Origin of the sequence: Enterobacter cloacae complex sp. ECL72 (assembly GCF_019056635.1) — a bacterium.
Classification (GTDB): Bacteria; Pseudomonadota; Gammaproteobacteria; order Enterobacterales; family Enterobacteriaceae; genus Enterobacter; species Enterobacter hormaechei_C.
In genome coordinates this window covers 621470-644319 of record NZ_CP077659.1, presented here as the reverse complement: position 1 = coordinate 644319, position 22850 = coordinate 621470, and the positions used below count along the sequence as shown (strand labels likewise).

Here is a 22850-nt window from a genome sequence, read left to right as displayed (position 1 = left end):
CTGAAGGAGGCGTCTCCTGTACGCTGGGGGACGCCTCTTATCTGGCTGATAATCGGGAAATTTCAGGGAGCGGTTTTGAAGAAAGTCAGCATCATTGATGTCGCAAAGCATGCGGGCGTGTCGGTTTCTACCGTTTCGCTGGTGCTGCGCCAGAAAGGGAAGATCTCAGAGGCGACGATCGGGAAGGTCAATGCCGCCATCACAACGCTGGGCTATGTTCATAACGTCGCCGCTGCCAATCTTCGCGCCAACACCTCCAACTTAATCGGCCTGATCCTGCGCGACTTCAGCGACAGCTTTTCCATCAAGGTGATGGCGAGCATCGTTCAGGAGCTGGAGAAACAGGGTTATATGGTATTTCTCGGTCAGCCGCTGAACGACGGCGAACATCTTGAGCGTACCCTGCTCTCATTTAAGCAGCAGGGCGTGGCGGGCGTCATCTACCTGGCGTCGGACACCCGCGCCGCCTCTCTTCCGGAACACATTCGTCACTGCCCGCTGCCGCTTGTGGCGGTTTCGCAGTCGTTGCTGGAAGAGAAATGCAACCTGGTGATGCGCGATAACCGCCAGGCGGCGAACCTGGCCGCGCGTTATCTTATCGAGCGCGGGCACCGTAACATCGCCTACATTGGCGGGCGCGACGGGTGCCGTATCCGCGAGCAGCGCCTGCTTGGTTTTCGCAGCGCGATGACGCAGAGCGGCCTGGTCTGGCGTGAGGAATATTCTCCCGCCTGCACCGATGACACGCAGGCGGCGGCCATGGCGACTCGTCAGCTGCTGGAGAAGAACAACACGATTACCGCCCTGCTCTGCCATTCACCGGACGCGATGATCGGTTCAATCTCAGGTATTCACCAGGTGGGGCGCACGGTGGGTAAAGACGTGTTTTTAACCCAGCAGGTGGCGCTGATTGGTTTTGAAGATATGCTCCACGTTAATCTCACGTCGCCGTCACTGACTTACGTTTCGTCTGCCAGCGAAGAGACCGGCCGCCAGGCGGCAGGGCTGATGATCCGCAGGCTGAAAGAGCCGGATCTGCAAACGCAGCGCATTACCCTCTCCGGGCAGCTTATCGCGCGGGAATCGGCGTAAAATCAGAATTTAGCACAGGTTTGCTGCGGCGGATCTGCTGCTATATTCCCATGATTTGCCATGGATAAATGCAATGCCTACCATTATCACCCACGCTGCCGTACCTCTGTGTCTGGGCTTAGGGCTCGGAACCAAAGTCATCCCACCCCGCCTGCTGTTTGCCGGGATCGTCCTCGCCATGCTGCCCGATGCCGACGTACTGGCGTTTAAATTCGGTGTCGCCTACGGGAATATTTTCGGCCACCGCGGTTTCACTCATTCGCTACTGTTTGCCCTGGTGGTGCCGATACTCTGCGTGCTGGCAGGCCGATGTTGGTTCAGGGCCAGCCTGACGCGGTGCTGGCTGTTTTTAACCGTATCATTGCTGTCGCACAGCCTGCTGGATTCAATAACGACAGGCGGGAAAGGCGTCGGCTGGCTGTGGCCCTGGTCAGATGAGCGCTTCTTTGCGCCGTGGCAGGTGATCAAGGTCGCGCCGTTTGCGCTGTCGCGCTACGCCACGCCCTACGGGCATGAGGTCATTATCTCGGAACTGCTGTGGGTGTGGCTGCCGGGGATGGTGCTGATGGGGTTGCTGTGGTGGAGGCGGAGGTAAAAGAAAAGCCGGGTGGCGGCTACGCCTTACCCGGCCTACGGTCGTGATTTTGTAGGCCCGGTAAGCGTTAGCGCCACCGGGCGTTACGGACCTACTTACGACGCCAGGTGGTTCCCTGCGGGCCGTCTTCCAGAATAATGCCCATCTCGGTCAGACGGTTACGCGCCGCATCCGCCGCCGCCCAGTCTTTCGCCTGACGCGCTTCGAGACGTGCTTTGATCAGTGCTTCAATTTCCGCCACTTCACCGTCGTCCGCCTGCGCGCCGCTTTGCAGGAACAGGTCCGGCTCCTGCTCCAGCAGGCCGAGCACGGAAGAGAGCTTACGCAGATGAGACGCCAGCGCATTGGCCGCCGCCATATCTTCTGACTTCAGGCGGTTCACCTCACGCGCCATGTCGAACAGCACGGAGTAGGCTTCCGGGGTGTTGAAGTCGTCGTTCATGACCTCAACGAAGCGGGCCTCGAACGCCTCACCGCCTGCGGCCGGAACAGATTTATCGGTGCCGCGCAAGGCGGTATACAGACGCTCCAGCGCAGCGCGAGCCTGCTTCAGGTTCTCTTCGCTGTAGTTCAGCTGGCTGCGATAGTGGCCAGACATCAGGAAGTAGCGCACGGTTTCCGCGTCGTAATACTTCAGCACGTCGCGCACGGTGAAGAAGTTACCCAGCGATTTCGACATCTTCTCGCGGTCAACCATCACCATCCCGGAGTGCATCCAGTAGTTCACGTACTCGCCGCCGTGTGCACAGGTGGACTGCGCGATTTCGTTTTCATGGTGCGGGAACATCAGATCCGAACCGCCGCCATGGATGTCGAAATGGTTGCCCAGCTGCTTGCAGTTCATCGCGGAACATTCAATGTGCCAGCCCGGACGCCCTTCGCCCCACGGGGATGGCCAGCTCGGTTCGCCCGCTTTGGACATCTTCCACAGCACAAAGTCCATCGGATTACGCTTCACGTCCACCACGTCCACGCGCGCACCGGCCTGGAGCTGGTCCAGATCCTGGCGGGAAAGCGCACCGTAGGTTGGGTCCGTCGGCACCGAGAACATCACGTCGCCGTTGTCCGCCACATAGGCGTGACCGCGCTCGATCAGCTTTTGGGTGATATCAATGATTTCATGGATATGGTGGGTCGCACGCGGCTCGCTGTCCGGGCGCAGAATATTTAAGGCATCAAAATCCTTGTGCATTTCGGCGATCATGCGATCCACCAGCGCGACAAAGCTTTCGCCATTTTCATTAGCACGTTTAATGATTTTGTCGTCGATGTCGGTGATATTGCGCACGTACTTCAGGTTGTAGCCCAGGAAGCGCAGGTAGCGTGACACCACGTCGAACGCGACAAAGGTACGGCCATGGCCGATATGACAGAGATCGTAAACCGTAATACCACACACGTACATGCCGACTTCCCCGGCATGGATAGGTTTAAATTCCTCTTTTTGGCGCGTCATTGTATTAAAGATTTTTAACATCGAAGATTCCATGTAAACACGTGTGTGGATTGTTTGTTCCTTATAATACCCATAATTCGGAGTACGGTCAGCACACAATGCAAGGTGATCGTGTCCTGTGGTTATGCTATAACAAGCCCCTATATGTGACCCGAGCATGGGTCGACGCACCACAATAACGGAACAGGATGCAAAAATGGTTACTTTCCACACTAATCATGGCGATATCGTAATCAAAACCTTTGATGACAAAGCGCCTGAAACAGTTAAAAACTTCCTGGACTACTGCCGCGAAGGTTTCTACAACAACACTATTTTCCACCGTGTGATCAACGGCTTTATGATCCAGGGCGGCGGTTTCGAGCCTGGCATGCGCCAGAAAGAGACGAAAGAAGCGATCAAAAACGAAGCGAACAACGGCCTGAAAAACACCCGTGGTACGCTGGCAATGGCCCGTACTCAGGCGCCACACTCTGCGACCGCACAGTTCTTCATCAACGTAGCGGACAACGACTTCCTGAACTTCTCTGGCGAAAGTCTGCAAGGCTGGGGCTACTGCGTATTCGCAGAAGTGGTTGAAGGGATGGACGTGGTCGACAAGATCAAAGCCGTTTCTACTGGCCGCAGCGGTATGCACCAGGACGTTCCTAAAGAAGACGTTGTGATCACAAGCGTGACCGTCAGCGAGTAATTCGTGGCGACACTCTTTATTGCGGATCTGCATCTGCAAACAGAAGAACCGGCGATAACCGCCGGTTTTCTGCGTTTTTTACGCGGTGAAGCGAAAAGCGCCGACGCGCTGTACATTCTGGGCGACCTGTTTGAGGCCTGGATTGGCGACGACGATCCGAACCCGCTGCACCGTGAGATGGCGGCGGCCATTAAAGCACTGGTGGATTCCGGCGTCCCCTGCTATTTCATTCACGGCAACCGTGATTTCCTGATCGGCCAGCGCTACGCCCGCGAGAGCGGTATGACGCTGCTGCCGGAAGAGCAGGTGCTCAACCTCTATGGCCGCAATATTCTGATCATGCACGGCGACACGCTCTGCACTGACGATACCGGCTACCTGGCGTTTCGCGCCAAAGTTCACACCCCGTGGATCCAGAAAGTGTTCCTCGCCCTGCCGCTGTTTATCCGCAACCGCATCGCCGCCAGAATGCGCGCGGGCAGCAAGGCCGCCAACAGCAGCAAATCGATGACCATCATGGACGTCAATCCGCAGGCGGTGGTGAAGGTGATGGAGAAGCATCGCGTTCAGTGGCTGATCCACGGCCATACCCATCGTCCCGATGTACATTCCCTTATCGCCAACGGCGAGCCCGCCCATCGCGTGGTTTTAGGCGCCTGGCACAGCGAAGGATCGATGGTCAAAGTCACGCCGGAAGGTGTTGAACTGATCGCCTTCCCGTTTTAACGCCTCCCCGTCTTTTCGCTCATTTCCCGACCACGCAACCGTTTTCCTTGCCGGTATTACATGCTATTCTCTGTGCCCTCGAAAGCAGTGTGTTCCGCACCACAGGAGTTTTAAGACGCATGTCTTCCCGCAATAATCCGGCGCGTGTCGCCATCGTGATGGGGTCCAAAAGCGACTGGGCTACCATGCAATTCGCCGCCGAAATCTTTGAAATCCTGAATGTTCCGCACCACGTCGAAGTGGTTTCCGCGCACCGTACGCCGGATAAACTGTTCAGCTTCGCCGAAAGCGCCGAAGAGAACGGTTACGAGGTGATCATTGCCGGTGCGGGCGGCGCAGCACATCTGCCGGGCATGATTGCCGCCAAAACGCTGGTGCCGGTACTGGGTGTTCCCGTGCAAAGCGCCGCGTTAAGCGGGGTGGATAGCCTTTACTCTATCGTCCAGATGCCGCGCGGTATTCCCGTCGGTACGCTGGCGATTGGTAAAGCGGGTGCGGCAAATGCCGCCCTGCTGGCCGCGCAGATCCTGGCGACGCATGATAAAGAGTTACATCAGCGTCTGGCGGAGTGGCGTAAAACCCAGACCGATGAGGTGCTGGATAACCCGGATCCGCGGGGTGCAGCATGAAGCAGGTTTGCGTTCTTGGTAATGGTCAGCTTGGCCGGATGCTGCGTCAGGCCGGTGAGCCGCTGGGTATTGCCGTCTGGCCCGTCGGGCTGGATGCCGAGCCGGAAGCCGTGCCGTTCCATCAGAGCGTGATCACCGCCGAAATTGAACGCTGGCCGGAAACCGCCCTGACCCGCGAGCTGGCGCGCCATAACGCCTTTGTGAACCGCGACGTCTTTCCGATCATTGCTGACCGTCTCACGCAAAAACAGCTTTTCGACAAGCTCGGCCTCGCGACCGCGCCGTGGCAGCTGCTTTCCGATAAGCGCGAGTGGGATGACGTCTTTGCGATGCTGGGAGACCTGGCGATTGTGAAGCGTCGCGTCGGCGGCTACGACGGCCGCGGGCAGTGGCGCCTGCGCGCGAACGACACCGCCGAGCTGCCGGACGACTGCTACGGCGAGTGCATTGTTGAGCAGGGCATTAACTTCAGCGGTGAAGTGTCGCTGGTTGGCGCGCGCGGGCATGACGGGCACACCGTTTTTTACCCGCTAACGCATAACCTGCATCAGGACGGCATTCTGCGCACCAGCGTCGCCTTCCCGCACGCCAATGCTGACCAGCAGACGCAGGCGGAAGAGATGCTGTCTGCCATTATGCATGAGCTGGGCTATGTGGGCGTGATGGCGATGGAGTGTTTCGTCACGCCGTCGGGTCTGCTGATCAACGAACTTGCGCCGCGCGTGCACAACAGCGGCCACTGGACGCAAAACGGCGCCTCCATCAGCCAGTTCGAGCTGCACCTGCGCGCCATCACCGATCTGCCGCTGCCGCAGCCGGTGGTGACCAGCCCCTCGGTGATGATCAACCTGATCGGCACCGATCTGAACTACAACTGGCTGAAGCTACCGCTGGTGCACCTGCACTGGTACGACAAAGAGGTGCGTCCGGGACGTAAGGTCGGCCACCTGAACCTGAACGATACCGACACGGACCGACTGAGCGCCACGCTGGAAGCGATTGTTCCCCTGCTGCCGCCAGAATATGCGAGCGGTATTGTCTGGGCGCAGTCAAAACTGAAGTAAGTATCCCTCGCCGGGGAGTTGACCTTCCCCTTCCCCGGCGTACAATCCCCGCCCATTGCTGCTCAGTTTTCTTCTGGAACCACCATGAACGATGGAACGGACTATCGCGCGATCCTCGCGTCCGATACCCCTTTAATCGACGTTCGCGCGCCGATCGAATTTGCCCAGGGTGCGATGCCCGCCGCACTCAACCGGCCATTAATGAACGACGATGAGCGTGCCGCCGTCGGCACCTGCTATAAACGCCAGGGTCCGGACGCCGCGCTGGCGCTCGGCCATAGCCTGGTCAACGGCGAGACGCGCGAGGCGCGCATCAGCGCCTGGCGGGAAGCCAGCCTTGCCCATCCTGAGGGCTACCTTTGCTGCGCGCGCGGTGGCCAGCGCTCACACATCTCCCAGGCCTGGCTGAAAGAGGCGGGAATCGATTATCCGCTGATCCGCGGCGGCTATAAGGCCCTGCGTCAGACGGCGATTCAGGTGACCATTGAGCAGTCACAAAAGCCGATGGTGCTTATCGGCGGCTGTACCGGTAACGGTAAAACGCTGCTGGTGAAGCAGCATGCGCAGGGCATCGATCTGGAAGGGCTGGCGCACCATCGCGGCTCGTCGTTTGGTCGCACGCTCACCCCGCAGCTTTCTCAGGCGAGCTTCGAGAATCACCTTGCGGTTGAGCTATTGAAAAAAGACGCCGCGCGCTGGGTGCTTGAAGACGAGGGCCGGATGATTGGCTCTAACCACCTGCCGGAGTGCCTGCGCGACCGCATGGCTGAAGCGCCTGTCGTAGTGGTCGAGGATCCGTTTGAGATCCGTCTTGAGCGCCTGCGCGAAGAGTATTTCGTCCACATGTGGGCCGACTTTTCTGCCGCCTACGGTGAAGAGGCGGGCTGGAAAGCGTACAGCGAATATCTGCATCACGGCCTGTACGCCATTCGTCGCCGTCTGGGGCTGCAACGCTTTGCGGAATTTACCGCCCTGCTGGATGCCGCGCTTGTCGAGCAACAGCGTACTGGCAGCACTGACGCGCACTTCAGCTGGCTTGTGCCGTTGCTGAAGGACTATTACGACCCGATGTACGGCTATCAGCTGGAGAAAAAGGCGGAGAAGATTGTGTATCGCGGGACGTACGAAGAAATTGCTGAGTGGCTCGATCGCTGAAAAATAAAGCCGGGTGGCGAGGTAAAAGCAAAACGGCAACCTGGGTTGCCGTTTTTAATGTTTTTTCCCTCTCCCCGTGGGAGAGGGTCAGGGTGAGGGCATCAGGCCGCACCCTACATGACAACTTAGAAGTCGTAACGCAGACGCACCAGGTTCATATCGCCCAGGTTGTCGGTGCTGGAGGTGAACACGTGTTCGTAATCCACGCGGAAACCGTAATCCAGCTGGAAGCTGATACCCACACCGTTGTCGATGCGCTGGTAGTTACGGCCATTCACGTACTCAATACGGTCGCCCATGAAGTACGGCTGGATGGATTTCACCGCATACTGACCAACCGGGAACTTGTAACCCGCAAAGTATTCAATACCCCATGCATCACCGGCGAAGTAGTCGTTAACGGACACTTTTTTGGTGGTCAGGAAGTTCTGATACCAGCCGCCGCCTGCGGAGAAGGTCCAGTTATCCGGCGTCCAGCTCAGGGCGGTACCAAGGATATTCTGGTCGTAGGATTTGCTGTCGCCGTTGTCCGGGTTACGCATGTCCGCGCGGGTGTAGTTCCACGCTGCGCCCCAGGTCAGATCGGTAGTCAGGTGATAATCGATACCCAGTGAACCGCCGCCTTTACGTTTGTAACGCAGGCCGTTGCCCGGCAGGTATTCGCTGTCTTCAAACAGGTAAGAGGCGTAGATGTCAGCATCGCCCACGGTTTTCTTGTACTTCAGCATCTGGCGTGAACGGTAAGAGCCGTCATAGTCGCCGTTGATCCCGTTACCTGGCGCCTGACCAATCATGTCGTAGTCCCAGATATCGGTTTTTGCGCCCACTACGTCATAGTACACGCTGTTCTGCTGGCCGAAGGTCAGCGTACCCAAGGTGTCGCTCTTCAGACCGGTGTAGAGCATACGACGAGAGGTGTCGTGCGCGCCGTCGGCGTAGTGATGATCCCAGTTGAACTGCGCCGGAATGTTCACACCCAGCTCGTAGTAGCTGATCCAGCTGATGTCATCGAACAGGTAGTAATCCGCAGCGAAACGGAAGCGGGTGCCGCCGTCAAAGCCGTTGCGCTTGTAGCTGTTTTTGCCGTCATCACCGGTCATATTCTGGAACTGAGGACGAATACTGCCGCCAACGGTAAAGTTCAGGCGGCTCAGCGGGTTACCCGCCTGCGGATCCTGTTTCAGAAGGGTGATTTCCGCCTGAGATGCGAAAGAAGCCAATGCCACTGCTGCGCCGATCGTTGTCGCCAGCGCTGTTTTTCTTATAGTCATTCTTTTTCCTTGATAGACACGCTGCTAAATATTTAGCTGGTGAATATTAACCGGAAAAATTCGGGCTGTGTGGGCGGTTTTTTAATGTTTTGTGCTACTAAATGCAGGGGCATTAACGATTTGTGCCGTTAAGCAATGACGCACCAGCAGAAATGCCGGTGCGTCATCATCACGTCAGTAAACTAGCTGACAAACTGGCGGAATAGCGCTTTACCTTTCAACAGCCGGGTTCCGAGCCAGCCGCCGCACAGGGACAGCAGCACGGCGCCGCAGACGGGCAGCGTGAGCCACAGCCGCCAGTCGGGCTCCCACGGGAAGTCGAAGACTTTGCTCTGGAGTACCGCCAGCGCGGTTTCCGCCCCGATGGCCGCCACCAGGCCCGCCACCAGACCGAGCAGAGCAAATTCGCTCCACAGCGTGGCGCGCAGCAGCCGTTTACTGGCTCCCAGCGTGCGGTAGACCACCAGCTCTTGATGACGCTGACGCATGCCCACCTGCACCTGCGCCAGCAGCAACAGCACGCCGCAGACGGTCACCAGCACTACCATCACCTCCAGCGCGCGGCTCACCTGCTCCAGCACCTGCCCGACCTGTTTGAGGATCGCGCCGATATCCAGCAGGCTCACCGTCGGAAATTCCCGGTTAAGCTGCGTCAGCATGCCGTTGCCGTTTTCCCAGCGGAAGCTGGTGAGCCAGCTCTGCGGCTGTCCGTCCAGCGCACCCGGCGGGAAGATGAAGAAGAAGTTTGGTCGCAGGCTTTCCCAGTCCACTTTGCGCAGGCTGGTGACTTTGGCGGTGAAATCCTGGGTATCGCCGGTGAAGGTCACGCTGTCTCCGAGCTTCACGTTCAGGCGTGTCGCCAGCCCCTCTTCCATCGACACTTCCCCCGCTTTCGGCGGCCAGGTGCCGGCAACGATCGGGTTATGGTCCGGACGTTTCGCCTGCCAGGTCAGGTTGAGTTCGCGATTGAGCGATTCATCCTTATTTCCCTCCGTCGACTGGCCGTTGATCTGCGTCAGGCGGGCGCGCACGATCGGATAGAACGATTCCGGAATAATGTGATGCTCAGACAGGAAACCCTTCAGCGGCGTCACCTGTTCGGGAGCAATGTTGATCAGGAAATAGTTCGGGCTTTCCGGCGGAAGCTGTTGCTGCCAGCGATCCAGCAGATCCCCGCGCAGCACCAGCAGAAGCGCCAGCAGCATAAACGACAGCGAAAATGCCGAGAGCTGGCTGAGGGTAGACCACGGCTGGTGCAGCAGTCGGTTAACCGCTAACCGTATGGGGAGTGATTTAACTGTCAGCTTTCTCAGGACATTAAGCAGTATCCAGCCCACTACGCCGCACAGCAGCGCCAGCACCACCGCGCCCGCCAGCACCGCCCACAGCAACGTACTGCCGCCCATCAGCCAGGCCAACAGCCCGACCGCCACCGCAATAATCACCGGCAGGTAGAACTTCAGCGGCCAGACGCTGGCCACCACATCGCGGCGCAGCACGCGCAGCGGCTGGGTGGCGAGCAGCAGCCGGTACGGGCGTAACCCTACCAGCAGGGAGATCGTCGTCATCGCGCCGATGGCCCACAGCCACGGCCAGAGGCTGGCAGGCGGTAATGCGGCGGGGAGTACCGGTTTGAGCAGCACCATCAGCAGCTTTTCAAACAGCAGCCCTATCGCCCCGCCGGTCAGAGCCGACAACGCCAGCACCATCAGCCACTGGCCGACAATCAGCTTGCGCAGCTGCGCGCGGCCCGCGCCGAGGGTTTTGAGGATCGCCGCCAGATCGTAACGGCTGCGGCAGTAGTGCCCCATCGCCACGGCAACCGCCGCAATGGCAAGCAGCAGAGTTAACAGCGCCGACAGCAGCAGGAACTGCTGGGAACGTTCGAGGGATTTGCCGAGCGCCCCGTCATCCTGCTCCAGCCCGTACCAGCGGTGTTCCGGCTTGAGCTGCGGCAGGAGCCATTTTTCGTACGCCTCCAGCTGCGCAGGCGTCCCGCCAAACTTATACCGCCAGGTGACACGGCTTCCCGGCTGGACGGCGTTGGTTTTCGCCACATCAGCGCTGTTCATCAGCAGGCGCGGCGCAAGCTGGAACGGATTAAATCCAGAGTCGGGCTCCTGCACCACTTCCCCGGCAATTTTGAGTGTCGCGTCGCCGACGTCGATACTGTCGCCGGGTTTCAGGTTCAGCAGCGCCATCAGTCGCGATGCCAGCAGGACCGTACCGGCCGTCGGTTTTAGCCCCGGCGGGCTGGTTTGTAAGTCACCGTACATCGGGTAGATGTCATCCACGGCTTTTACGCTTGCAAGCTGCGGCGTGTCGCCCGCAAAGGTCATAGTCTGAAAGGTGATCTGCTCCCCTACCTTCAGCCCCTCTTTGCGCGCTTCCTCAATCCAGCCCGGCGGCACGGGGCGAGAACTTTGCAGAGCCCGGTCCCCGGCCATAAATTCCCGACTCTGCTGGCTAAGCCCTTTCTCCATACGATCGCTGACGCTACCGAGCGCCAGCACGCAGGCCACCGCCAGGCTCAACGCCAGCCAGACAATCAGCAGCGAGGGCGAGCGCCACTCGCGCCAGAACCAGCGGGCAATCATGCTTCCTCCTGAAGAATACCGTTCACCAGCCGCAGGCGGCGGTCGCAGCGGGCGGCCAGCTGCGGATCGTGGGTAACCAGAATCAGCGTGGTGCCGTGCTCGCGGTTGAGGGAAAACAGCAGATCGGCAATTTTGTCCCCGGTTTTACGGTCGAGATTGCCCGTTGGCTCATCGGCAAACAGCACTTCCGGGCGGCCGTTAAACGCCCGGGCCAGCGCCACGCGCTGCTGCTCACCGCCGGAAAGCAGTGCCGGAAGGTGGTCGAGACGTTTGCCCAGCCCCAGCTGTTCCAGCAACGCCTTCGCGTGATCGCGGCTTTCACGAGTATTGTCACCGCGCAGCAGGCCGGGCAGCTCAACGTTTTCCAGCGCGTTCAGCGTCGGGATCAGCATGAATGACTGAAAGACAAACCCGATATGCCGGGCACGCAGCGCGGCGCGGGCCTCTTCATCAAGCGCGTGGAGGGGCTGGCCGACCAGGTTCACTTCCCCACTGCTGCCATCGTCCAGACCGGCGAGAATGGCCAGCAGCGTGGACTTACCGGAACCGGATTCACCAATCAGGGCGATGGTTTCGGCACGTTTGACAACGAGTTCAACTCCGGTGAGGATGGAAAGCTCGTGTTCTCCCTGACCGACGGACTTCTTAAGACGATGAACTTCAACAATGTTTTCCGCTGGCATTTGCCCTTCCTGTTTTTGATGCTGATGACCTTCCGCGCGGCGGCTGCGGACACGTTATTGATTCTGGGCGACAGCCTGAGTGCGGGCTATCGTATGGCCGCCAGTGCGGCCTGGCCCGCCCTGCTCAATGATAAATGGCAGTCCCGGGCGTCTGTCGTGAACGGCAGCATCAGCGGCGATACGTCGCAGCAAGGCTTATCGCGCCTGCCTGCCCTGCTTAAGCAGCATCAACCGCGTTGGGTGCTGGTTGAACTGGGCGGTAATGATGGTTTGCGCGGCTTCCAGCCTCAGCAAACGGAGCAAACGCTGCGGACCATTTTGCAGACCATTAAGGCCGCCAATGCCCAGCCGCTGCTGATGCAAATTCGCCTGCCCGCCAACTACGGCCGTCGGTATAATGAGGCGTTTAGCGCGATCTATCCTAAGCTTGCCAAAGAGTTTGATATTCCGCTGCTGCCATTTTTCATGGAAGAGGTCTATCTGAAACCCCAGTGGATGCAGGATGATGGCATTCACCCCAATCGCGATGCCCAGCCGTTCATTGCCGACTGGATGGCAACCCGGCTGGCTCCTTTAGTAAAACATGACTCGTCAAACAGCTGAGAACCTGACAGGTAAAGTTATGCAAAAATCGGTCTTAATAACAGGATGTTCCAGCGGAATTGGCCTTGAAAGCGCCCTTGAACTGAAACGTCAGGGGTTTTGGGTACTGGCAGCCTGCCGCAAACCCGAGGATGTCGAACGCATGCGAGGGCTGGGATTTACCGGCATTCTGCTGGATCTCGATTCGCCAGAGAGCGTAGAGCAGGCCGCCGATGAGGTTATCGCCCTGACCAACAACCGTCTTTACGGTCTCTTCAACAATGCGGGCTACGGCGTGTACGGCCCGCTACAGACTCTCTCACGGGAACAGCTGGAGCAGCAGTTCTCCGCAAACTTTTTCGGGGCGCATCAGCTTACCATGCGCCTTCTCCCCGCCATGCTGCCGCACGGCGAAGGGCGCATCGTGATGACCTCCTCGGTCATGGGCCTGATCTCCACGCCGGGCCGCGGGGCTTACGCCGCCAGCAAATATGCGCTTGAAGCCTGGTCCGATGCGTTGCGCATGGAGCTGCGCCACAGCGGTATTAAGGTCAGCCTGATTGAACCGGGCCCGATCCGCACCCGCTTTACGGAAAACGTTAACCAGACGCAGGCGGACAAACCGGTCGAAAACCCCGGCATCGCGGCGCGTTTTACGCTTGGGCCAGAAGCCGTCGTTGCCAAAGTGCGCCACGCGTTTGAGAGCGATACCCCTAAAATGCGCTATCCGGTCACGCTGGTAACCCATGCCGTCGGCTGGTTGAAACGCCTGCTGCCGGGGCGGATGATGGACAAAATTTTGCAGGGTTGAGTTGAAGCGACGACGCTTACCCCCATGTAAAGAGTAAACCGATAAAAGAGAATGCCGCATGTCCGTACAGAATATCGTCAACATAACTGAAGCTAACCTGCAACAGACGCTCGAACAGTCAATGATTAAACCGGTGCTGTTCTACTTCTGGTCTGAACGCAGCCAACACTGCCTGCAACTGACGCCGGTCCTGGAAAGCCTTGCCGCGCAGTACAACGGTCAGTTCATTCTGGCGAAGCTGGATTGTGACGCCGAACCAATGGTGGCTTCCCAGTTTGGCCTGCGCGCGATCCCAACCGTCTACCTGTTCCAGAACGGTCAGCCGGTGGATGGCTTCCAGGGGCCGCAGCCGGAAGAGGCGATCCGCGCCCTGCTGGATAAAGTTCTGCCGCGCGAAGAAGAGCTGAAAGCGCAGGAAGCCATGGCGCTGATGCAGGAAGGTAAGTACGACGAGGCGCTGCCGCTGTTAAAAGACGCGTGGCAGCTGTCGAACCAGAACAGCCAGATTGGTCTGCTGCTGGCAGAGACCCAGATTGCGCTGCACCGCCCTGAAGACGCGGAAGCCGTGCTGAAAACGGTGCCGATGCAGGATCAGGATACCCGTTATCAGGGTCTGGTGGCGCAGATTGACCTGCTGAAACAGGCGGCCGATACCCCTGAAATTCAACAGCTTCAGCAGCAGGTTGCGGACAACCCGCAGGATGCCGCGCTGGCAAGCCAGCTGGCGCTTCAGCTTCATCAGGTGGGGCGTAACGAAGAGGCGCTGGAGCTGCTGTTTAGCCATCTTCAGAAGGACCTGGGCGCCGCAGACGGACAGGCGCGGAAGATGTTCCAGGAGATCCTGGCCGCGCTGGGTACCGGTGACGCGCTGGCGTCGAAATATCGTCGTCAGCTGTACGCGTTGCTCTACTAGTAAAAAAATGCCCGGTGGCGCTAACGCTTACCGGGCCTACAAAAGCCGATATTACCCCGTCTTTTTCAACTGCGTCACCACCAGCTGGTGGCGCGCGTTGTAAAACTTCCGATAGGTCAGGTAGCAGGCAATGATGGTGGACAGGCTCGCCGTAGAGAGCAGCATAAACGTCACCATAATCTGGTACTTAATCGCTTTTACCGGATCGATACCGGCAAAAATCAGCCCCGACATCATGCCCGGCAGGCTCACCAGACCCACCGTTTTGGCGGAATCCACCGTTGGGATCAGCGAAGAGCGAATGCTGTCGCGGATCAACCGCGCAGAGGCCACCTTCGGCGTCGCGCCCAGGCTTAGCTTCTCCTGAAGCTGCTGCTGTTCACTGCTGAACCGTTGCCCCAGATTGTTGTAGCACAACCCGACCGCCACCATCGCATTGCCCGCAATCATCCCGGAAATGGGGATCACCTGCATCGGCGTAAATTCTATCGAGCCGGAGAGTACCAGTACCGCCAGCGTTAACGCGGTCCCGGTAGTGATGGCGATCAACGACGAAATGAACGCTTTATCGATGTATTTACTGCGTTTCTGCGCGTTCCATGCCGCGTTAAAGCAGATAAACAGCACCATCAACAGGGTCAGCACGGCATGATTGACGTTGAAGATGTATTTCAGCACATAGCCGACGATGATGAGCTGAATGACCGCGCGGGCGATACTCCAAAGAATATCTTTTTCCAGCCCCAGCTTTTCCCGGTAGCTGACCACAATCGCCACCAGCACCAGGACCATCGACAGCGCCAGCGATTCGTTGGTTATGTTATGTTCACCCACGATGAGCCTCCTCCATTTTCCCGCCCTGCGGCCTGAGCGTGATGACATCATCCGCATGGGTAATTTCATTTGAATCATGCGTCACCCACAGCACGGCAATATTCTGCTCCCGGGCGTAGCGATGGATAATGTCATTGACGTTGCGCTTGTTAGCGTCATCCAGCGCGCTGGTGATTTCGTCCAGCAACAGCGCCTTCGGCAAGAATTGCAGGTTACGGATCAGCGAGACGCGCTGCTTTTCCCCTCCCGACAGTTCGGCGATCGATTTGGTCAGCGTCTCCGGCGAAAGCCCGAACCGAGTCAGATCGTCGGTAAACTTTTTTGGATCAGGCGTTTGGTTGCGGATGTGCCAGGGGAAAACCAGATTGTCGTACACCGTGTCGCCAAACAGGGACGGCGTTTGCACGCAGTATGACACCTGCTGGCGATAGCTTTCCGGTGAAAGCGTGGCGATATCTTTTCCTGCAAACAGGATGGTTCCCTCCGTTGGGCTCAGTAGCGAAGCCACGATTTTCAGGAGGGTGCTTTTGCCGCAGCCGGAGGGGCCAGTTATCAGTTTAAATTCGCCCGGAGAGAGACAAAAATCAACGTGCTGAAGGATGGTGTTATCACCCACACGAAAGCCAACATCCCTGATATCCAGAAGATTTTTTTTATTATTCATTCCGATTCCATTAACCGCTGTAATAAGAACAGCCTTTAGCATAATCCTTTCCGCTACGCAGCGCGAATAGCCTTAACCTATAGCAAGTGTTAAACTTTTTGCTCGCTAATTGTCACCTCTATAACTACAGGAAGTCAGCAACATGACACATATCTTTTATGAGTTCTCTTCCCTGAAGCCTGGTGTTCCTGATGTGGAAACATTAATGGAAGTCATCAATTCTTCTGAACTCACGCGTTTTGTCATGGGTGCAGAGGTGGTCGATTTTGTTAAGAAGGCGCTCATCGTTAACACCACAATCGGTAGCTTTAAAAACTGCTATTTTGCTTTCGATGATGGGGCTTACTTTCTCGAGTTTGACGGCAAGGGTAAATCCAGACGCTTTACTGAGGTGCCGGACTGGTTCGTTTCCCCCGCGGAATTTGCCCGCTCGCAATGGCTGATTAACCATGATCTGGCCGATGTGAAGGCGACGGCGTTTATTGACGTGCTGATGTCCTATCCGCTTAAAGAGCGCCGGGCGCACTGCAATCTGCTGTTTGGTCTGGATCTGCATAAGGTCAATGTGGTTCCGGCGCCTACAGCCCCTGCCGGAAAAATGGGCAATAAAAACGGAAAAACCACCAAGCCTCGCGTCACAGACCTCGGCTCTTTTGAGCTTTTTACCGCGTTCTTTGCGCGTATGAAAACCGCCGTCAATGCTAATGAATTCCCTACCCTACAGGTGCTGACCGGCCAGGAGGATCTTACAAAAGCGCCGCACAGCTTAAAGCAAGGGATCAGAACCTGGTTTAAGGCGATTACCGGCGATCTGCCGCCGAACAACAAACGTGTCGGGGCGGGCAATGCGGTATTGTTCTGCGCTCCCGTTCGCGAGCAGATCCAGCAGATAGAGGCCATCGGCCTGGAAAAATACTATCAGGGCTTATCAAAAGCTATCGCTGACGCCGGGGATGGGTTTATCACTGACTTCAGCTATACCTGGTCTGAAAAGTAACGCTTTGCGCCCCGCATCCCGAACGGGGCGTTTTATTTCTGCCAGTCCGGTTCCCACCTCTTTACAGGGGCGAAATCCTGTTCGTTAGCCGATATACTTACGTTCAACAAATACGCAGTTTTTCTCGTTACGGCATGCAAAACAGGAGGTTTTTATGCTCATCGTTGTTCCTGTCCTTATATTCGTTGCGCTGGTTATCGTGGGCGCAGGCGTCAAAATTGTCCCGCAGGGTTACCAGTGGACCGTCGAACGCTTCGGTCGCTACACCAATACTCTTCAGCCGGGTTTAAGCCTGATCGTCCCGTTCATGGACAGAATTGGGCGTAAGATCAATATGATGGAGCAGGTGCTGGATATCCCTTCCCAGGAAGTCATCTCCAAGGATAACGCCAACGTCACCATCGATGCGGTTTGCTTTATTCAGGTGATTGATGCGCCGAAAGCGGCCTATGAGGTGAGCAACCTGGAGCTGGCGATCGTCAACCTGACCATGACCAACATCCGTACCGTGCTTGGCTCAATGGAGCTGGACGAAATGCTCTCCCAGCGCGACAGCATAAATACCCGCCTGCTGCACATTGTGGATGAAGCCACCAATCCGTGGGGGATCAAAGTGACCCGCATTGAGATCCGCGACGTGCGCCCACCGGCAGAGCTGATTGCTTCCATGAACGCGCAGATGAAGGCCGAGCGTACCAAGCGTGCCTATATTCTTGAAGCCGAAGGGGTGCGTCAGGCTGAAATCCTGAAAGCGGAAGGGGAAAAACAGTCGCAGATCCTGAAAGCCGAGGGCGACCGTCAGTCTGCCTTCCTCCAGGCGGAAGCGCGTGAACGTTCGGCAGAAGCGGAAGCCCGCGCGACGCAAATGGTCTCCGAGGCGATTGCCGCCGGGGATATCCAGGCCGTGAACTACTTCGTCGCGCAAAAATATACCGATGCGCTGAAGGAGATCGGCTCCGCGAACAACAGCAAGGTGGTAATGATGCCGCTGGATGCCAGCAGTCTGATGGGATCTATCGCCGGAATTGCCGAGTTGATCAAAGACGGCGGAAACGAGCGTAAAAAATGATTGAGCTCATCGTTGCACATCCTCATGCGTTCTGGCTAAGCCTTGGCGGTTTACTGCTGGCCGCCGAGATGCTTGGCGGCAACGGTTATCTGCTGTGGAGCGGGGTTGCCGCGGTGATTACCGGGCTGGTCGTCTGGCTGCTGCCTGTCGGCTTGGAGTGGCAGGGCGCGCTGTTTGCCGTGCTGACGCTGCTGGCCGCCTGGCTGTGGTGGCGCTGGCTGAACAAACGGGTGAAGGCGCAGAAGCCGGTCGACGCGCACCTCAACCAGCGTGGGCAGCAGATCGTGGGTAGACGCTTTACGCTTGATAACGCGCTGATCAACGGACGCGGTCATATGCGCGTGGGGGACAGTTCGTGGCCGGTGGTGGCCGACGATGACCTCAGCGCCGGCACGCGGGTTGAGGTCATTGCGGTGGAAGGCATTACCCTGCGGGTTAAAGCCTGTTAGGCGTGGGTTTTACGGTGGCAGCAGCCGGAAAGATTGTCGATAATCGGGCACTCGGCGCTGTCATCTCCCGGGCAGGATTCTGCCAGCTGTAACAGTTGCTCACGCATCGCCTGTAATTCGATGATATGGCGTTCGATCTCCGCCACTTTTTCCAGCGTACGTTTTTTCACGTCGGCACTGTGGCGTTTCGGATCGTTAAACAGGTTAACCAGCTCGCCGCACTCTTCAAGGTTAAATCCTACCTGTCTTGCCTGGCGCAGTAACGTCAGTTCATCAAGATGCAGCTGCGTATAGCTGCGGTAGCCGTTCTCACTGCGCAACGGTGGCGTCACCAGCCCTTTTTCCTCATAAAAGCGAATCGCTTTGCTGGTTAAGCCGGTTTTTTTCGCAACATCGCTGATATTCACATTTCCCCCTTGACCTTCCCCTTGATGGAAGGTTTAACCTTCATAACAGTTAGCGAAAAGCAGAGTGAAGGTCAACAATTGACCAGAACATTATACGGGAGTTTTGTTATGTCTCACACTATTGACCTGACACTGGACGGCCTCTCCTGCGGCCACTGTGTCAAACGCGTTAAAGAAAGCCTGGAGCAGCGTCCTGACGTGGAAAGCGCTGAGGTGAGTATCGATCATGCCGCCGTGACCGGCAGCGCCAGCGCCGACGCGCTGATTGATACCATTAAACAGGCCGGTTACGGGGCGGAGTTAAGCCACCCAAAGGCTAAACCGCTGGCAGAGTCATCATCCCCGTCGGAAGCACTGACAGCGGCCACTCCTGAGCTTCCGGTAGCTGATGATATTGATGACAGCCAACAGCTGCTGATCAATGGCATGAGCTGCGCCAGCTGCGTCTCCCGGGTACAAAACGCCTTACAGGCGGTACCGGGCGTCGCACAGGCACGGGTAAACCTGGCGGAGCGTACTGCGCTGGTGATGGGCAGCGCCTCCGCCTCAGAGTTAGTGCAGGCCGTGGAGAAAGCGGGCTACGGGGCGGAGGCCATCGAAGATGATGCCGAGCGCCGCGAGCGCCAGCAGGAAACGGCTGTCGCCACTATGAAGCGTTTCCGCTGGCAGGCGATTGTCGCCCTGCTGGTCGGTATTCCGGTGATGGTGTGGGGCATGATGGGTGACAACATGATGGTCACCGCTGACAACCGCACCCTGTGGCTGGTGATTGGTCTGATTACCCTTGCGGTGATGGTGTTTGCTGGCGGACATTTCTATACCAGCGCCTGGAAGAGCCTGAAAAACCGCACCGCGACGATGGACACGCTGGTCGCGCTCGGTACCGGCGCGGCGTGGCTGTATTCGATGAGCGTGAACGTCTGGCCGCAGTGGTTCCCGATGGAGGCGCGCCATCTCTATTATGAAGCGAGTGCGATGATTATCGGTCTGATTAACTTAGGCCATATGCTCGAAGCCCGCGCGCGTCAGCGCTCGTCGAAAGCGCTGGAAAGATTACTCGATTTAACCCCGCCGACGGCCCGCGTGGTCACGGACGACGGGGAAAAAAGCGTTCCGCTCTCAGAGGTACAGCCGGGAATGACGCTGCGCCTGACCACCGGCGACCGCGTGCCCGTCGACGGTGAAATCACCCAGGGCGATGCCTGGCTGGATGAAGCGATGCTGACCGGCGAGCCGATACCCCAGCAGAAATCTCAGGGCGATGCGGTGCATGCGGGTACGGTGGTACAGGACGGCAGCGTACTGTTCCGCGCCAGCGCGGTCGGGAGCCATACCACGCTGTCACGCATCATTCGCATGGTCCGCCAGGCGCAGAGCAGTAAGCCGGAGATTGGTCAGCTTGCCGATAAAATCTCCGCCATTTTTGTGCCGGTGGTCGTCGGTATTGCCCTGCTGAGCGCGGCGATCTGGTATTTCTTCGGCCCGGCGCCGCAGATTGTCTACACCCTGGTGATCGCCACCACGGTGCTGATCATCGCCTGCCCTTGTGCCCTTGGCCTGGCCACGCCGATGTCGATTATCTCTGGCGTCGGACGCGCCGCCGAATTTGGCGTACTGGTCCGTGATGCTGACGCCCTGCAACGGGCAAGCACGCTGGACACCCTTGTCTTTGATAAAACCGGCACGCTCACCGAGGGCAAACCGCAGGTGGTGGCCGTCAGTACCGTTGGCTGTACGGAGACGGACGCCCTGCGCCTTGCCGCCGCGCTGGAACAAGGTTCCAGCCACCCGCTGGCGCGCGCCATCCTGGAGAAAGCCGGTGATGGCCGTCTGCCGCAGGTCAGCAACTTCCGCACCCTGCGCGGTTTAGGGGTCAGCGGTGAAGCCGAAGGCCATACGCTGCTGCTGGGCAACCAGGCACTGCTGACTGAACACGGCGTTGATACGTCCGCGCTGGACGCAGAGCTAAACGCGCAGGCCTCTCAGGGCGCGACGCCGGTTCTGCTGGCGAGGGATGGTCAGGTGGCGGCGCTGCTGGCCGTGCGCGATCCGTTACGCCAGGACAGCGTAGATGCCTTACAGCGCCTGCACCGCGCGGGCTATCGTCTGGTGATGCTGACCGGGGACAACCCGACCACCGCCAACGCCATTGCGAAAGAAGCCGGTATTGATGAGGTGATCGCGGGCGTGCTGCCGGACGGCAAAGCGGACGCCATCAAGAACCTGCAAAGTCAGGGTCGCCAGGTGGCGATGGTGGGCGACGGCATCAACGACGCCCCGGCGTTGGCGCAGGCTGACGTAGGCATTGCGATGGGCGGCGGGAGCGATGTCGCCATTGAAACCGCGGCGATCACCCTGATGCGCCACAGCCTGATGGGGGTGGCGGATGCGCTGGCGATTTCGCAAGCCACGTTGCGCAACATGAAGCAGAACCTGCTGGGGGCCTTCGTCTATAACTCGCTCGGCATTCCGATTGCCGCCGGGATTTTGTGGCCGCTGACCGGTACCCTGCTGAACCCGGTTGTTGCGGGTGCGGCGATGGCGCTCTCGTCAATTACCGTGGTGAGCAACGCTAACCGTCTGCTGCGGTTTAAACCGAAGGATTGAACCTTGTACCCGTACGCGCTAGCATGAACCTTTCCGATCATGGAGCGCGTATGGGTCTGTTTAATCGTCTAAAAACATCGTTTCGCGCCCTTTTTCCCCGCCGTTATGCCTGGCCCGGTATGGATATTTCGCTTCCGGGCGGGCAGCATCTGCACCTGGTGGGAAGCATTCATATGGGCACGCAGGACATGTCCCCCCTGCCCTCCGGCCTGATTAAACTGCTGAAGCGCGCCGACGCGCTGATCGTCGAAGCCGACATCTCCGGCCATGAATCGCCGTTTGCCGGGCTGGAAAGCGATCGCCCCCTGGCGGAACGTCTTAACGGGACGCAGCTGGCTGAGCTTACCCGTCTTGCGGATGAGACCGGCGTCTCGCTCTCAATGCTCGACACTCTGCCCCTGTGGCAAATTGCCATGGTGTTACAGGCCACCCAGGCGCAGCGCCTGGGGCTGCGCGGCGATTACGGTATCGATTATCAACTGCTGAATGCGGCAAGGGCGCGCAACCTGTCCGTCATTGAACTGGAAGGCACGGACAGCCAGATTGCGCTTCTTCGCCAGCTTCCCGATGACGGCCTGATGCTGCTGGATGATACCCTGACCCACTGGCACACCAACGCGCGTCTGCTGCAAACGATGATTGGCTGGTGGCTGGATGCGCCGCCCGCAGACGGTAAGCTGGCGTTACCGTCGACGTTCAGTGAATCGTTGTATGATGTGCTGATGAACGCGCGCAACCAGGCGTGGCGGGAGATACTATATGCCCTGCCTGCCGGTCGTTATGTTGTCGCGGTTGGCGCGTTGCATTTGTACGGAGAAGGGAATTTGCCGTCGCTGCTGAAATAAAAAAATGGCCAATATCTCTATTGGCCCGTCAAAGAGGAATTTCATCGTTTTTATTATACCGAAGTGACCTTCGGCTACGCCGATTGTCGCTCAAAGTAACCATCACTGCCAATACTATTGCGCAAGATGGTGCTATTTTTTAGACAAACGTCAGGCGTATGCTGCTGGTATGAATCGTCTGTCGTAAGAAGGATAGCCATGACTCCCGCCGTTAAATTACTCGAAAAAAACAAAATTTCTTTCCGGATCCACACATACGATCACGATCCGAACGAAACCAACTTTGGTGATGAAGTGGTGCGCAAGCTGGGGCTGAACGCGGACCAGGTCTACAAAACGCTGCTGGTCGCGGTGAACGGCGATATGAAGCACCTCGCCGTGGCAGTGACGCCCGTCGCCGGACAGCTTGATCTGAAGAAAGTGGCCAAAGCGCTGGGAGCGAAAAAGGTCGATATGGCTGACCCGATGGTTGCGCAACGCACAACGGGTTATCTGGTCGGCGGGATCAGCCCGCTCGGCCAGAAAAAGCGTCTGCCGACGCTGATCGATGCGCCTTCGCAGGAATTTGAGACGATCTATATTTCTGGCGGCAAACGCGGGCTGGATATCGAACTGGCCGCAGGCGATCTGGCGAAAATGCTGGACGCGAAATTTGCGGATATTGCGCGCCGGGATTGAGAAAATTGCCCGGTGGCGCTGCGCTTACCGGGCCT

The 22850-nt window shown here is 58.0% G+C and carries 23 protein-coding genes; 16 read left to right on the top strand and 7 right to left on the bottom strand.

Going from position 1 to position 22850, the window contains the following annotated elements:
* Window positions 1-75 precede the first annotated feature (75 nt).
* Together malI and KTH07_RS03025 are read left to right on the top strand one after the other, a co-directional pair.
* Window positions 76-1092, top strand: coding sequence for a Mal regulon transcriptional regulator MalI (gene malI, locus KTH07_RS03030; protein ID WP_023303216.1), 1017 nt, complete (start codon window positions 76-78; stop codon window positions 1090-1092).
* A 73-nt stretch (window positions 1093-1165) separates the two neighbouring features.
* Entirely contained in the window at window positions 1166-1687 is a 522-nt protein-coding gene (locus KTH07_RS03025) for a metal-dependent hydrolase (RefSeq protein ID WP_023296050.1), read from the top strand.
* A gap of 91 nt (window positions 1688-1778) precedes the next feature.
* Here KTH07_RS03025 and cysS read toward each other — a convergent pair whose 3' ends face one another.
* Window positions 1779-3164: a cysteine--tRNA ligase gene (gene cysS, locus KTH07_RS03020; RefSeq protein WP_017383232.1), complete on the bottom strand. Its 1386-nt coding sequence runs from the start codon at window positions 3162-3164 to the stop codon at window positions 1779-1781.
* 175 nt (window positions 3165-3339) lie between these two features.
* On the opposite strand from cysS, the gene ppiB reads away from it, so the two are divergent.
* From ppiB to mnmH, 5 genes are all read left to right on the top strand, one after another.
* Window positions 3340-3834 carry a peptidylprolyl isomerase B gene (gene ppiB / locus KTH07_RS03015; protein WP_000256009.1) on the top strand — a complete coding sequence of 165 codons (495 nt, stop codon included), beginning with the start codon at window positions 3340-3342 and terminating at the stop codon, window positions 3832-3834.
* Window positions 3835-3837: 3 nt separating this feature from the next.
* Window positions 3838-4560, top strand: coding sequence for a UDP-2,3-diacylglucosamine diphosphatase (lpxH, locus tag KTH07_RS03010; protein WP_023303214.1), 723 nt, complete (start codon window positions 3838-3840; stop codon window positions 4558-4560).
* Between the two features lie 119 nt (window positions 4561-4679).
* The gene (gene purE / locus KTH07_RS03005) at window positions 4680-5189 is read left to right on the top strand and encodes a 5-(carboxyamino)imidazole ribonucleotide mutase (protein ID WP_023303213.1); all 510 of its coding nucleotides are present in this window, start codon (window positions 4680-4682) and stop codon (window positions 5187-5189) included.
* The gene (gene purK / locus KTH07_RS03000) at window positions 5186-6253 is read left to right on the top strand and encodes a 5-(carboxyamino)imidazole ribonucleotide synthase (protein WP_023303212.1); all 1068 of its coding nucleotides are present in this window, start codon (window positions 5186-5188) and stop codon (window positions 6251-6253) included. The genes purE and purK overlap by 4 nt, the downstream gene beginning before the upstream one ends.
* A gap of 84 nt (window positions 6254-6337) precedes the next feature.
* Window positions 6338-7408 carry a tRNA 2-selenouridine(34) synthase MnmH gene (gene mnmH / locus KTH07_RS02995; RefSeq protein WP_023303211.1) on the top strand — a complete coding sequence of 357 codons (1071 nt, stop codon included), beginning with the start codon at window positions 6338-6340 and terminating at the stop codon, window positions 7406-7408.
* A gap of 125 nt (window positions 7409-7533) precedes the next feature.
* Here the strand turns inward: mnmH and KTH07_RS02990 are convergent, their stop codons facing one another.
* From KTH07_RS02990 to ybbA, 3 genes are all read right to left on the bottom strand, one after another.
* On the bottom strand, window positions 7534-8679 hold the full coding sequence (locus KTH07_RS02990; protein WP_101429135.1) for a porin: 1146 nt from the start codon (window positions 8677-8679) through the stop codon (window positions 7534-7536).
* Window positions 8680-8861: 182 nt separating this feature from the next.
* The gene (gene ybbP / locus KTH07_RS02985) at window positions 8862-11276 is read right to left on the bottom strand and encodes a putative ABC transporter permease subunit YbbP (protein ID WP_017383227.1); all 2415 of its coding nucleotides are present in this window, start codon (window positions 11274-11276) and stop codon (window positions 8862-8864) included.
* Complete coding sequence (gene ybbA, locus KTH07_RS02980; RefSeq protein WP_032620376.1) at window positions 11273-11959, bottom strand: putative ABC transporter ATP-binding protein YbbA; 687 nt, start codon at window positions 11957-11959, stop codon at window positions 11273-11275. Before ybbA ends, ybbP begins: the two co-directional genes overlap by 4 nt.
* On the opposite strand from ybbA, the gene tesA reads away from it, so the two are divergent.
* Genes tesA through KTH07_RS02965 form a run of 3 tightly spaced genes read left to right on the top strand, consistent with a single transcriptional unit; the run spans window position 11930 to window position 14265 of the window.
* Entirely contained in the window at window positions 11930-12562 is a 633-nt protein-coding gene (gene tesA, locus KTH07_RS02975; protein WP_003858933.1) for a multifunctional acyl-CoA thioesterase I/protease I/lysophospholipase L1, read from the top strand. The genes ybbA and tesA overlap by 30 nt on opposite strands.
* Complete coding sequence (locus KTH07_RS02970; protein ID WP_006809829.1) at window positions 12543-13352, top strand: SDR family oxidoreductase; 810 nt, start codon at window positions 12543-12545, stop codon at window positions 13350-13352. The genes tesA and KTH07_RS02970 overlap by 20 nt, the downstream gene beginning before the upstream one ends.
* 58 nt (window positions 13353-13410) lie before the next feature.
* On the top strand, window positions 13411-14265 hold the full coding sequence (locus KTH07_RS02965; protein WP_017383224.1) for a co-chaperone YbbN: 855 nt from the start codon (window positions 13411-13413) through the stop codon (window positions 14263-14265).
* Between the two features lie 51 nt (window positions 14266-14316).
* Here KTH07_RS02965 and fetB read toward each other — a convergent pair whose 3' ends face one another.
* Together fetB and fetA are read right to left on the bottom strand one after the other, a co-directional pair.
* Window positions 14317-15099 (bottom strand): iron export ABC transporter permease subunit FetB, encoded by a 783-nt coding sequence (fetB, locus tag KTH07_RS02960; protein ID WP_017383223.1) that lies wholly within the window; start codon window positions 15097-15099, stop codon window positions 14317-14319.
* A complete protein-coding gene (gene fetA, locus KTH07_RS02955; protein ID WP_015571235.1) occupies window positions 15092-15763 on the bottom strand; it encodes an iron ABC transporter ATP-binding protein FetA in 672 nt (223 codons plus the stop codon). Before fetA ends, fetB begins: the two co-directional genes overlap by 8 nt.
* 142 nt (window positions 15764-15905) lie before the next feature.
* Between fetA and KTH07_RS02950 the strand changes: the two genes are divergently transcribed.
* The 3 genes from KTH07_RS02950 (at window position 15906) to KTH07_RS02940 (ending at window position 18278) form a co-directional block, all read left to right on the top strand.
* Window positions 15906-16760 (top strand): hypothetical protein, encoded by an 855-nt coding sequence (locus KTH07_RS02950; RefSeq protein WP_015571236.1) that lies wholly within the window; start codon window positions 15906-15908, stop codon window positions 16758-16760.
* Between the two features lie 154 nt (window positions 16761-16914).
* On the top strand, window positions 16915-17829 hold the full coding sequence (locus KTH07_RS02945; protein ID WP_003858941.1) for an SPFH domain-containing protein: 915 nt from the start codon (window positions 16915-16917) through the stop codon (window positions 17827-17829).
* On the top strand, window positions 17826-18278 hold the full coding sequence (locus KTH07_RS02940; protein WP_063161963.1) for an NfeD family protein: 453 nt from the start codon (window positions 17826-17828) through the stop codon (window positions 18276-18278). The genes KTH07_RS02945 and KTH07_RS02940 overlap by 4 nt, the downstream gene beginning before the upstream one ends.
* On the opposite strand, the gene cueR is transcribed toward KTH07_RS02940, so the two are convergent.
* Complete coding sequence (gene cueR / locus KTH07_RS02935; RefSeq protein WP_017383222.1) at window positions 18275-18685, bottom strand: Cu(I)-responsive transcriptional regulator; 411 nt, start codon at window positions 18683-18685, stop codon at window positions 18275-18277. The genes KTH07_RS02940 and cueR overlap by 4 nt on opposite strands.
* Window positions 18686-18793: 108 nt before the next feature.
* On the opposite strand from cueR, the gene copA reads away from it, so the two are divergent.
* From copA to ybaK, 3 genes are all read left to right on the top strand, one after another.
* Window positions 18794-21292: a copper-exporting P-type ATPase CopA gene (gene copA, locus KTH07_RS02930; RefSeq protein WP_063161964.1), complete on the top strand. Its 2499-nt coding sequence runs from the start codon at window positions 18794-18796 to the stop codon at window positions 21290-21292.
* Between the two features lie 50 nt (window positions 21293-21342).
* Entirely contained in the window at window positions 21343-22137 is a 795-nt protein-coding gene (locus KTH07_RS02925) for a TraB/GumN family protein (protein WP_023303208.1), read from the top strand.
* A gap of 198 nt (window positions 22138-22335) precedes the next feature.
* On the top strand, window positions 22336-22815 hold the full coding sequence (gene ybaK / locus KTH07_RS02920) for a Cys-tRNA(Pro)/Cys-tRNA(Cys) deacylase YbaK (RefSeq protein WP_010428207.1): 480 nt from the start codon (window positions 22336-22338) through the stop codon (window positions 22813-22815).
* Window positions 22816-22850 lie beyond the last annotated feature (35 nt).